Genomic DNA, 12763 nt, shown 5'->3' with positions numbered 1-12763 from the left:
TGAAACGGGGCTGGAAAAGAGCCGCCCCGGCGCGTTTCCAAGCGAGCGACGATCCGATATCGTTGGGACCGAGGTCCTGCGGGAGCCCCAAAGTTTGATCGATGTCTTGGGTCACGTTTACCCTGCGGCCAAGGCGCATAGTCGCTCACGGCGCGAACGCCATGGTGGAGGAGAACGATCGTCATGAATTGCCATGCCTCGCCTGTCGATCGACCGATTTGCAGCCCCGGAAGATGTCCACTCCGGCAAAGCTGCGTTCGAGCAAGATCTTCACGCGGTGTCAGACGGATGCCGGCTTCATGAACCAGAAAGCGCCCCAACCGGGATCTCATGTTCCCGTCCTACCCAGCCTTGCCGATTTTCATCCGCTCAGCGCCGCTGAAACGAAGGTCGTGGCACATCTGCAGCTCGGAGACTTCGACCGATTGGGCGACGGTCTGCGGCCGGAACAGGAAGATCCCGAGCGGACGGTGCGGGCGGACCTGTTGCGCTATCTCATCCTTGGCGACGGTGCCTATCGTTTGCATGAAAAAGGGTTGAGGCTGAGCGGAGCCTGGATCATTGGCATTCTCGACCTGGAGGGGTGCCGGATACCGCGCGACATCGGTCTCAAGGATTGTCACTTCGACGCCTCGCCGGTGCTGCGCTCGGCGGTTATCGACAATCTGTTCCTCGACGGTTCGGCCCTGCCCGGCTTGCAGGCCGACAGGTTGGAGGCACGGGGGGTCATTTCGCTTCGCGGCGCGATTGTCACCGGTGAAATCCGCCTTCCCGGCGCGCGGATTGGCGGTAGCATTGAGGCTGATGGTGTTTCGATCGCTTCGCCCGGCGATATGGCGTTCGACGCCGAGGCATTGGAAACACGCGGTGGCATCCTGTTGCGTGGCGCCAATGTGCGTGGCGGCATCAATCTTTCGGCGGCGCGGCTGGGGGGCGACGTCAATGCGGTCGGCGCACAGGTTGAACGCCCGGGCGAAGTCGCATTGAACGCAGACGCGATCGTGGCCGGGGGCGACCTTGCCTTGCGTGGGGCGACCATCGTCGGCGAAACGCGCCTGCTCGGTGCCCGCTTCGGAGGTGACGTCAATTGCACTTCCGCATCACTTTCGCAGCCCAACGGCAATGCGCTGCGGCTCAATCGCGCCATCATCGACGGCGCATTCTTCCTGCGACAAGGTGCATCCGTCGAGGGTGCGCTCGACCTCACTGCGACGACGATCGGCGCGATCGATGACGATCAGAGCAGCTGGCCCAAGACTGGCGACCTGCTTTTGAACCGCTGCCGGTACGGTGCTTTCATTGGAGGACCAGCCGATGCGGCAAGCCGGCTCGACTGGCTATCGCGTCAGACGCCAGAACGGTGGAACGCGGACTTCTGGCCGCAGCCCTACGAGCATCTGTCAATGGTATTGCGGGAAATGGGCCATGACGAGGATGCCCGTGCGGTCTTGATCGCCAAGGAGCGACTGCAGCGACGTGCGCGCCGAGCGCGTGCCAAAAATCCAATCTTGCGGGCAAGCCTGGCGATTGTCGACGGTGTGCTCGCCGTCACCCTTCGTTACGGGCGGCAGCCTCTGCTGGTGCTGGTCTGGCTGATGCTCTTCTGGGCGATCGGCACGGGTGTCTTCGCATTCGCCTATCGCGACGGTGCAATGAAACCGAACAATCCCATCGTTCTGCGTTCCCCCGAATGGACGATGTGTGATCTCCCGCGAACCGAAATCCGCTATATGCCATCAACCGGACAGGACCTGGCTGGACGTGCCGCGGTCGGGGAAGACCAACTCACTTGCTTCCGCAATCAGCCGGAAGCGGCCAGCTACCCGGAGTTCAATGCGCCAATGTACTCGCTGGATGTACTCCTGCCTGTAGCGTCCATCGGTCAAAGGGAATACTGGCGACCGGATTCGATGAAACCAAACGGCACGTTCTCCTTGAGATATTTTTTCTTCCAGTCCGTCATCGGCTGGGCCCTCAGCCTTCTGGCTGTCGCTGGTTTCTCCGGTCTGGTGAAATCACACTAAAATAGCCGGACGCGCTCGCTATCAAGGCTGAAGATGCGTGAGTTGCTCACCAAGCTGTCGCAACGGCAGCACCTCGATTTCGTTGTTGAGAGGATAGGCCTCGGACCCTGGGTAAACGACGATGCGGCGATCGGGCTTCAGTTCCAGACAGGCGTTATGAAAGCCGCGTTCCACTTTCGGAGAGAGACTTCGCTTGATCTCGATTGCCCAACGGCGCCCGCCGGGCAGAGTGACAATGAGGTCGACCTCGGCGCCGGCAGCGGTACGATAGAAGTTCGCATGTGCGCCCACTGGCATAGCGGCATGAAGCGTTTCGATCACGAATCCTTCCCAACTGGCGCCGGCGATCGGGTGCCCGAGAATATCCTCGAGCGTTGTCAATCCAAGTAGACTGTGGAGCAGCCCGGAGTCGCGAACGTACACACGCGGCGACTTTACCATGCGTTTGCCCGCATTGTTGTGCCAGGGTTCGAGCCGACGCACCAGAAGCAGATCCACCATGAGATCGAGATAGGAAGCAACGGTCTTTCCGTCGACGCCAAGTGCGCGGGCGAAGTCTGCCGCATTGAGAAGGCCGGATTGATGGTGCGCGAGCATTGTCCAGAATCGGCGTAGCGTTTCGGCAGGGATCCTTGGTCCAAGAAGCGGAATGTCCCGTTCTAGGTACGTTCGAATGAAATCAAGGCGCCACCGCCGGCTAACAGCATCTGTCCTGGCCAGAAGACTGTCAGGAAACCCACCCCGGTTCCACAGCGTATTGAGCTCAGTCGTGTGGACCTCGAGGCCGTCAATTGGGGCAAGCTCCAAATATGCTATCCGTCCAGCCAGGCTCTCGCCGGACTGTTTCAGGAGATCGATTGAGGCCGAGCCGAGCAAAAGGAAACGGCCGCTGCGCAATCCCTTTCGCCGCCCCTTGTCGATTAGTCCACGAAGAGCCTGGAAGAGGTCCGGAAGGCGGTGGACCTCGTCGAGAATAACCAGTTTATCCTCGTGACCGGAAAGGTAGAGCTCCGGTTCGGAGAGCTTGGCTCGATCGGCGTCCGACTCCAGATCGAGATAGATCGACGGCCGCTGTTCGCCTATTTCCAATGCGAGCGTTGTCTTTCCTACCTGTCGAGGTCCCAGCAAAGCGACGGCCGGATTGGAATCGATGAGCTCAATGAGTTCTAATGTTTTTCGCCTGCGGATCATCCTTGCAATTATGGAGTTCAGATCCAGAAATGCAAGGTTAAATATCGAGATGGGAAGGGAGACATGCGATTCAGATCCCTAGGCAAGCGACAGCACGCTAACGATCTCAAGTCGTGAAGTGGCACCAGAGCGAGTCATATCCGCGGGGCGCGCGCGTCCGCTGCGCCGGGTTGCAACGTTGTAGCAGCTCGACGCCTGCTGCACCGACCGATGGCGTGATTGCTCCTCCGCCTCGGTGAGAGGACGCGATCTTCCAGATGTTCCGCTTTCAAGAACTATAGTGCGCTTTGCATCTCTCGGCAGAGAATCCCAAAGTTCAGCTTTCCTAAAGAGTTGGGATTTTCAATCCGCGGCCGCCGCAGCCGGAGGTTTGCTGTCTGGGTCGACCCGATCGACACCAAAAAGCTGACGCTTGACCGCCTCCCTGACCGTTTGAACGTATATATAGAGGAGTGGAATTATCAGGAGGCCGAGGACCGATCCGACCACCAGGCCGCCGAGAACCGTCGTGCCGATTGCCTGCCTGCTGCCTGCTCCCGCACCTGTAGCCACGACCAGCGGCACCACGCCAAGCACAGATGCCATCGCAGTCATCAGCACTGGCCTGAAGCGCTGTGACGTGCCATCGGTCGCCGCTTCCATGATGCTCAGCCCTTCCTCCCGGCGCTTCTTGGCGAACTCCACGATGAGAATCGCATTTTTGGCGGCCAGTCCGACCAGCAGCAGCAGGCCAATTTGGGCATAGATGTTGAGGTCGATACCACCAATCAGAAGGCTGCCCAACGCCCCCAGAACGGCCACTGTTACGGACAGCATCACTGCAAGCGGGACGCTCCAGCTTTCGTATTGGGCAACGAGGAAGAGGTAGGTGAAAAGGATCCCCGCAATCAGGATGATTGTTGTTTGGTTACCGGCCTGCTTCTCCTGAAGCGCCATGCCCGTCCATTCGTATCCGAAGCCGGGTGGCAGCTTTTGCGCAGCGATTGTCTCCATGGCGTCGAGGGCGGCGCCTGTACTCGTTCCCGCGGTAGCCTGTCCGTTGATCGCCGCGGACGGGAAAAGATTGTAGCGGCTGATGGAGTTGGGTCCGTAGACGGTAGAAATGGAAAGCAGCCCCTGGAGCGGAATAAGGCTCCCCGACTGGCTTCGCACTCTCAGCCGTTGAATGTCCTCGATGCGGGTTCGAAAACTCGGTTCGTCCTGAAGGCGAACCTGGTATACGCGCGAAAAAATATTGAAGTCGTCGACATATGACGATCCCAGGTGGGCTTGCAGCGTGTTGAAGATCGTGGCGGGCGAAACCCCGTAAAGCTCCGTGCGCTTCCTGTCGATATCAAGATAGACCTCGGGAACGTCGGCAGAAAAAGTACTGAAGACACTGGTCAATGTCTTCGTCTGGTTTGCTGCGATAATCAGGCCCCTCATGACTTCGGCGAGCTCCGCCTGGCTTTGCCCGGCCCGCGCCTGAAGTCGGAAGTCAAAACCCCCAGTCGTCCCGAGACCCGGAATTGCAGGCGGATTAAACGGCACGACCGAGGCGGTCGAAATCGCGGCGAACTCCGCGCGCAATCGGTCCATGAGAGCAAAGACGCTTTGATCGGCCCCCCGTTCATTCCAGGGCTTCAGCGCGGAAATGATCATTCCGGAATTGGAGCCGCCGCCACCAACCATGCTTGCGCCGGCAATTCCGATCGTATTTGCAACGCCCGGCGTGCGTTGAAGCACGGAACTGACGGCCGCAATTGTCTGCTGCGTGCGTTCGAGCGAAGCGGCGTTCGGCAATTGCACATTCATGAAGAGATAGCCCTGGTCTTCCGAAGGAACAAAGCCGGTCGGAAGGATGCGATAGAAACCGTATGTACCGCCCACGATGACAGCAAAAACCAGCGCGCTGAGGGCAAGCTTGCGGGCAAAGAGATCGAGCAACCGCAGATAAAACCGCCGTGAAGCATCCAGTCCCTGGTTCACCTTGACAAAAAACCGCGAGCGGCTCTCGGGGGTGGGGCGCAGCATCAGAACGCAAATTGCCGGACTGAACGTCAGCGCGTTGATCGTCGAGAAAGTGATCGTGACCAGGATGGTGACCGCAAATTGCCGATAGAGCTCACCGGTTATGCCGGCGAGAAAGGCGACCGGCACGAAGAGGGCGGCCAGCACCAGTGTGGTGGCGACAATCGGGCCCGTGACCTGGTCCATCGTGCGCAGTGTCGCCTCGCGGACGTCGACGCCGGTTTCGCTCATGACGCGCTGGACGTTTTCCACGACGATAATCGCGTCGTCGACGACCAGAGTGACGGCAAGGATCATGGCGAACAGCGTGATTGTATTCGCTGAATACCCCATCACGTAAAGCACGGCAAAGCCGCCTATCAGCGAAACGGGAATCGTCAACGTGGGAATGATCGTCGCACGCCAGTCCTGCAGAAAAAGGAAGACGACCGCCACGACAAGCACAAAGGTGATTGCCAGCGTAATGAAAATTTCCTCGATGGTTTGGCGAACGAAAGTGGTCGTGTCGAAAACGACCGTATATGCGACGTCGTCAGGAAACTGCTTCGACAATGTTTGCAGTTCCGCAAGGACCGCGGCTGAAACGGCGAGCGCATTTGCATCCGGAGATTGATAAACGACAACCGTGGCACTCGGCTGCCCGTTCAGGGTTGATGCCGTGTCGTATGATTGCGCTCCGAGCTCCACCCGGGCGACGTCGCGAAGGCGGACGATCGCTCCGTCTCTGTTGGTGCGGACGATTATGTTGCCGAACTCTGTTGCATCCGCAAGCCGTCCCTGGGCCTGAACCGTCAATTGCAATTGCTGGCCTGTCGGCGATGGAGGAGATCCTAGCTGGCCGGCGGATGCCTGCGCGTTCTGGCCCTGGATGGCCGTGGTCAAGTCGGATGCCGTCACCCCAAGCGCCTGCATCCGATCGGGGTTCATCCATACGCGCATACTGTAGACGGGACCAAATACGCTGGCTTCCCCGACGCCCGGCAGGCGTGCGATCGCATCTCGGATATTGACCGTCGCGTAGTTGCTGATGAACACGTCGTCCTTGGTCCCCTTTGGGGAATAGACCGCAAAACCGAGAAGCATGCTCGAGGAACGACTTCTCACCGAGACGCCTGTTTGGGAGACCGCAGCAGGAAGGCGTGGTGTCGCCATTGCGACGCGATTTTGTACGTTGACTTGGGCAATCGCCGGGTCTGTCCCTGCCGCAAATGTGACCGTCAGACTATAGCTGCCGTTGTTGGTGCTCGACGACGACATGTAGAGCATGTCTTCGACACCATTCACCTGATCTTCGATCAGTGCGCCCACACTGTCAGTCATGACACTGGCACTCGCGCCCGGATAACTTGCCGTCACCTGGACTTCGGGGGGGGTGATCTGCGGAAACTGCGCGACGGGTATCTGAAGGAGGGAGACCAGTCCTGCGATGATCATGACGATCGCAATAACCATCGCGAACCTTGGCCGGGCAATGAACGGCGCTGATATGTTCATTGCGGCGTACCGGATGGTGACAGGACGGGAGTGGCAGAGGTCAGGTTGTTGTCATCAGGGGATATCTGAGTGACGGTCACGGCCAAGCCCTCGGAGACATTCTGCAGGCCCTCGACGATCAGCGTCTCGCCGCCTTTCAAGCCGTCGTCCACCTCCCAGTTTGCACCCACTTGCTGGGAGACTTTTATGCGTCGAAGCGCGACCTCGTTCTTTTCATCGACGAGCAACACAAACTTGCCCTCGCGATCCTGCTGGACTGCTCCGAGCGGCACAACCGGGCGCAGTGTCTTTTCCCTTTCCGAAATTATCACCGTTACGAACTGGCCCGGGGTGAGCAGGCGCTCCGGATTGGGAAAAAGCGCTCGAATTGCCAGCGTTCCCGTTGATTCGTCGATCTCGTTTCCGAAAAACTCGATCTTGCCCGGTTCCTTGTACTGCTGACCGTTGGATAGTCGCAGGCCAGGCTCATACCGCTTTGCAAGATCATCCTTGCTGGCACCTCCGGCAGCCGCACGCAGTTCAAGGATCGATCGGTCGCTGACAGAGAATACAACCCGGATCGGATCCAGCTCGACAATGCGAGCCAGTGTCACCGAACTGCCGCTGACGAAGCTGCCGACCGACAACTCGGCCGCCCCTATGCGCCCCTTGATCGGTGCGGTTATCCGGGTGTAGCTGAGATTAAGTTCGGCTTGGCCCACGCGCGCCTGTGCCGACATCACGGAAGCCTGAGAGGTTTCGACCGCGGCCTGACTTTCTTCCAGCGTTGCACGCGATACGGTCTGTGTGGTCAGTGACTGATTTCGCGCAAGTCGACGCTGGGCGTCAGCCAGCGTCGCCTGCGCACTCGCAAGGGCAGCCTTCGCATCTGACACGGATATTTCCAGGGATCGAGGATCGATGAGGAAAAGGTCCTGATCCTTTTCGACGACCTGGCCTTCGTCGAAAAGGCGCTTGTCCAGGAAACCTTCGATCCGCGATCGAATATCGACGGCATTAACCGCTTCCACGCGCGCGACGAATTCGTGCTTGGGCGAAACATCTTCCACCGGAACGCTGATAACGCCAACCGATGGGGCAGTCTGTGCCACTGCACCTCGAGGCGCGGCCATCCAGGCTGCAAGCACGATCAACAGGCAGGCTGGCGGAACACGACATGACAGTTTCATCGACCAGTCTCCAGCAGAACCGAGATGGCTTCTTCAACTCCAGGCACTTAAAAGTAGGTATCAGATCGACCGCTATTCACAAATGCTACCGTTAGTCGCTGAAATCGGCAAGTCCCGGGACATCCAGGCTTGGAACGCTGATGGCGGGCTGACGACTATGTCGTCGACAACAAGCCCTTCACGCATCCCGGCTGGACCGATAACCGGCCAAAGGCGACGGCAGCTTCGGCAATCCAACGGCATTCAGCAGCAGAGATGGCGCCGTTGGGGCCAATGGTGCGGATCAGCGCACAGGACAGGATGATCGCGAACAGGAGATGACAAGCGCCTGAAGCCAGGCCCCGGCATGCTGGCTCCGGCACGCGGGTTCCCGCACACAGGCAGAGAGCCGTGCGAGGTTTCCTTCATTGAACCAAAGCGGAAAGTGCTGTGATCCGGCTTTGCCGGCGGCATAGGGCAAGCCTCCATCGGGCCGGTCCCTGTCTCGAATGCGTGGGAAGGACGGTGAAGAGCCTGGCCTGGGAGACAGCAGGCCCTTCACCAAAGGCGTGGCCCGGAGGAAGGGCTCCGTGCGTGGCCATGGCTCAAACCTGCCAATCGCGAAAAGGTTCCGTTGGTCGTAAAAAATTGTCAGCACACGACTGGCGCCCCGCCATGAAAGGGTTTCTTCAGCAGCCCGCTCCCCGCGGTCTGAGCATTGACCTGCATCCATATCCTTCGGCTCACCTTGATCTGGTCGTCCCGCAGTTCGGTTCCACAAGTGGGGCTGCCTGGCGCGGCATCGCAGGAGTATCGTGTGGGGAAAAGCACCCACATGGTTGACACTACTCACCGTTGCGGTCGATCAGATGGCGTCATTAAAGGTTTCCCGAAATCAGCAACTTTCAATATCGCCTACGTGTTTATGCAGCATAAAACTGTATTTATCGGCCTTGCTTTCGATAAATCGCGCAACAAAAGATGTTTACTGATCCCTTGACTTAGGAATTTAAATTCCAAACTATAAGCACGGTTCTAGCTTACTTCACTGATGTCCGGAGGCGATGTCGTATTACATCGGGACACGTGCAGTAACTTCGAACTAAGCCTGGGAGGAAGTTTCGTCTTAATCGAGGAACTTTCATGGCACCGAATAAGAGCCGGGTTTCGGCTATTTGCGCATCTCCGGGACTGCCCGACGTCATAGGTTCAAGTTTGTTGGGAGATTCCTCGATGTGTTTCGTTGACACGAAACGCAAGGAGGAATCATTGGTCGATTTCATCGGTCGAACCCTCCCCACTGTTGTCATTTGCGAAGTGACAAATGATGCTGACCTTGCAGTCGGCAGAGCCGTGCGTCGGCTGTCAAATGCCGAGCGGGATAGCTCGTTCAAGGTCATCTACGCGGTGGATCCCCTGATCGCGCGCCGGATCGACGAAATCTACGTCGATGGCATGCTAAACATCGTCTTCACCAACGACGACGATCAGCAGATCTATAAGGCGATATCGCTTGTTGCGCAGGGTGGCCACTACATCAGCGCGGCTGTCTTCAACAGCTTGTCGGCGCTCGATATTCGCAGTTTTCATTCCCTGATCAATAGCGGACCCGAGAGGATCGAGCGTCTTTCCGAGGGCAATCTCAGCGCCAGAGAGGAAATTGTGCTAAAGCTTTTTGCATATGGATTCAGCACGAAGGAAATTGCCGCCGAAATCCATGTGAGCACCAAAACAGTCGAGACATACAAGGCACGTGGAGCCGACAAGCTCAGCCTTTCCAGCCGGGCATCCATAGTAAAATATGGCGCATCACGAGGCTGGTTCGACATATACAATACTTAAATCGCGCGCGTAATTAGAACGTACTATAGATGCTGCCGTCTATTCTACGGATCAATACAATTGCGCCTAAATATAAAATCGTCTTTTCGCATTTTCCCTACATTTATTCTGTTTTTCCCGACTTCATTTCTTCTGTCGCGGGCATAACATTCTCTTGCGCCTGACGAGACTCGAGACTTGCCTAAAAAGCAGACGCTGCCGGATTCCGCAGCGAGAGTTTTTAGTGATCGTAAAACGGGGACATGACATGTCGAGAATAAGCATTATTGGCATCGGATATGTCGGTGCCGTTTCGGCTGCCTGTCTCGCGGAGGACGGTCACACTGTTGTCGCGGTTGACACCGATCCCTCGAAAGTGGCCAAACTCAATGCGGGTGAGCCGCCAATTGTCGAAGCTGGACTGGCGACGCTGCTGGCCCGAAACGTTAACCGTGGACGGCTCTCGGCCACGACCGATGTTTGCGCGGCAGTGGCCAATACTGACATAACGTTCATCTGTGTGGGCACACCCAGCGCCGCCGAGGGTTCAGTTGAGCTCAACTATGTCAAGCAGGCGTGCAGCGATGTTGCCGCTGCCTTGCGCAGAAAGAACTCATTCCACTCCGTTGTCCTGCGGTCCACGATTGTACCAGGGACAATGGAAGAGACCTGCATACCGATCCTCGAGATGGTTTCGGGCCTGACGGCAGGAAGGGATTTCGGGGTTGGCTATTATCCTGAATTCCTTCGTGAAGGTACAGCCATCGATGACAACTACAATCCGGGCCTTATCGTTTTTGCCACCCTCGACACCACGACTGAAAACATCCTGCGCGAGCTGAACGCTAGGCTTGCCTGCGTGTGCAGCGTCGTGCCGCTGTCGACCGCGGAAATGATCAAATATACCAGCAATTCGTGGCGCGCGGCCAAGATCACCTTCGCAAACGAAATCGGCAACATTGCCAAGAGCTGTGGGATCGACGGCCAGTTGGTCATGAAGGTTCTCTGCTCCGACAGCAAGGTGAGCATGTCGCCCTATTTCATGCGACCGGGGTTTGCTTTTGGCGGTTCCTGCCTGCCAAAGGATGTGCGCGCGCTGCGTCATGTCGCGCATAAAGGCGGTGTTGCGACGCCAATGCTGGATTCGGTCCTTGAGGCAAACACTCGCCAAATCGAGAGAGCCGAGAATCTCGTCCACAACAGCGGTGGCAGATCCGTCGGAATGGTCGGAATAAGCTTCAAGGCAGGGACGGACGATCTGCGGGAGAGCCCGCTTGCCGAGCTCGCATCACGACTGATTTCCAAGGGCTTCGGCCTGAAGGTCTACGACCCGAGCGTCCGTGTTGCCTATCAGAGCGAGCTTGGTGGATCCGGGCGCGGCGACGGCAAGGTTCCCGACCTTAAGGAACGACTGGTTGCCGGGATCGAAGAACTGATCGACGAAGCCGACGTCCTTTTGGTCGGCAATCGCTACGAAGAGACGATCGAGCCATTGGCAAGAGCTGCCGTGGCCAAAAGTCTTGTCGACCTCACGCGCCTCAGGCCGGATTTGCGGTCAGGCGGCTTCTACGAAGGCATTTGCTGGTAGGAGAGACCCGTATGCTTGTGCTTGGTCACATCCTCTACATGCTAGTTTTCGTGAGTATCGCGATTGCCGTACCGACCCACCGGCTTGCGGAGAATGCCGGCCTGGCGCTGACAATCGGCACACTGGGTATCTGGCGTTATGGCTGGGGTGCCGTGAATTTCGCAAGGGCGAAGCTCTTCATTCACTTCGCGCATCCAGCCCGACGAGCAGCTGCAGTCAGGGGATACGAGGCAAGAAACAGACCGGCTCACGCCTTCTTTGTCGTCACGACCTACAAGGTTGATGTCGCGGTAACAGTGCGTGTCTACCGCGCGATTTTTCGGGCTGCAGCCGCATCCCGGGGCGGCGCCACCGTCGTTGCCTCTGTCGTGGACGTTGCTGACGAGCGTTTGGTTCGGCGAATATTTTCGTTGATGCCGCAAAACGCTAGAGCCATTCATCTGATCGTTGACCGAATACCGGCGACCGGCAAGCGCGATGCCTTGGCTGCTTCCTTGCGGATCCTTTCGAGGCAATGCCCCACAGACGATGACATTGTGGTCTTCGTCGACGGTGACAGCTGCCCACCGGAAGATGTTGTGGAGGCATGCGCGCCCTTCTTCGTTGATGACAGCCTGGGCGCGGTTACGACCGACGAAGATTGCGAAATCAACGATTCAAAGCTCTTTCGCGACTGGTTCAATCTGCGCTTCACGCAGCGCCACATGATGATGTCTTCGATGGGCCTATCTAGGCGCGTTCTGACCTTGACCGGACGCCTGTCGATATTCCGTGCGTCTCTCGCCTGCAATGCCGATTTTATCGAGAGCATTCAGTACGATTCGCTTGAGCACTGGCGTCTTGGCAAAGTCCCCTTTGTCACTGGTGACGACAAGTCGACGTGGTTCTGGCTGTTGAAGAACGGCTATGAAATGGCCTACCTGCCCGACGTGCGCTCTGTTTCGATGGAAAGCCAGCCGAAGCCGGGCTTTGTGGGTTCCGCTGTGGCATTGATGCTGCGCTGGTTTGGCAACATGCTGCGAACCAATGGCCGAGCATTGGCTCTTGGGCCAAGACGCATTGGCTTGTTCACCTGGTGGTCGCTTCTGGACCAGCGCATCTCCATGTGGACTACCCTCTTCGGCCCGGTAGCGGTACTCATGTCGACACTCTTCGTCAGTCCGCTCGTCCTGCCGATCTATGTCGCGTGGGTCATGTTCACGCGGTACATAAACTGCTGCCTGCTGGCGACATTCCGACCGTCCTTCCCGATATCCTATCCGTTCCTTCTTTATTTCAGCCAGATCTGTGGGGCGCTCGTCAAAAGCTTCGTGTTTTTTCGTCTCGATCGACAGAGATGGACACGTCAAACAGCCGAAGCCTCACACCGCATTCCATCCGCCTCCGAGCGCCTTCGCGGGCTCTCATCGACCTACGTACACATCCTCGCAAGCGGGTGGCTGTTGTTCGCTGCCTTTATGATTTCAAACGCCAAGATCTGATTTGGA

The 12763-nt window shown here is 57.7% G+C and carries 7 protein-coding genes and 1 pseudogene; 4 read left to right on the top strand and 4 right to left on the bottom strand.

Annotation, left to right across the window (positions count from 1 at the left end; genetic code table 11):
- Positions 1-299 precede the first annotated feature (299 nt).
- Positions 300-2024, top strand: coding sequence for a hypothetical protein (locus AC1DE4_RS03630; RefSeq protein WP_477879993.1), 1725 nt, complete (start codon positions 300-302; stop codon positions 2022-2024).
- A 21-nt stretch (positions 2025-2045) separates the two neighbouring features.
- Here the strand turns inward: AC1DE4_RS03630 and AC1DE4_RS03625 are convergent, their stop codons facing one another.
- From AC1DE4_RS03625 to AC1DE4_RS03610, 4 genes and pseudogenes are all read right to left on the bottom strand, one after another.
- The gene (locus tag AC1DE4_RS03625; RefSeq protein WP_477879991.1) at positions 2046-3215 is read right to left on the bottom strand and encodes an ATP-binding protein; all 1170 of its coding nucleotides are present in this window, start codon (positions 3213-3215) and stop codon (positions 2046-2048) included.
- 78 nt (positions 3216-3293) lie between these two features.
- Positions 3294-3473: pseudogene (locus tag AC1DE4_RS03620) on the bottom strand (hypothetical protein); the annotation flags it as partial.
- A gap of 84 nt (positions 3474-3557) precedes the next feature.
- On the bottom strand, positions 3558-6719 hold the full coding sequence (locus AC1DE4_RS03615; RefSeq protein ID WP_477879988.1) for an efflux RND transporter permease subunit: 3162 nt from the start codon (positions 6717-6719) through the stop codon (positions 3558-3560).
- Positions 6716-7888, bottom strand: a complete 1173-nt coding sequence (locus AC1DE4_RS03610; protein ID WP_477879986.1) for an efflux RND transporter periplasmic adaptor subunit — start codon at positions 7886-7888, stop codon at positions 6716-6718. Before AC1DE4_RS03610 ends, AC1DE4_RS03615 begins: the two co-directional genes overlap by 4 nt.
- 1212 nt (positions 7889-9100) lie before the next feature.
- Here AC1DE4_RS03610 and AC1DE4_RS03605 point away from each other — a divergent pair.
- The 3 genes from AC1DE4_RS03605 (at position 9101) to AC1DE4_RS03595 (ending at position 12757) form a co-directional block, all read left to right on the top strand.
- Entirely contained in the window at positions 9101-9709 is a 609-nt protein-coding gene (locus AC1DE4_RS03605; RefSeq protein WP_477879984.1) for a helix-turn-helix transcriptional regulator, read from the top strand.
- Between the two features lie 247 nt (positions 9710-9956).
- The gene (locus AC1DE4_RS03600) at positions 9957-11276 is read left to right on the top strand and encodes a nucleotide sugar dehydrogenase (protein ID WP_477879982.1); all 1320 of its coding nucleotides are present in this window, start codon (positions 9957-9959) and stop codon (positions 11274-11276) included.
- An 11-nt stretch (positions 11277-11287) separates the two neighbouring features.
- A complete protein-coding gene (locus AC1DE4_RS03595) occupies positions 11288-12757 on the top strand; it encodes a glycosyltransferase (protein ID WP_477879980.1) in 1470 nt (489 codons plus the stop codon).
- The last annotated feature ends 6 nt before the right edge of the window (positions 12758-12763 follow it).

This window comes from Rhizobium sp. 10N414 (assembly GCF_056394785.1).
This window is presented reverse-complemented; position numbering and strand designations above follow the sequence as displayed.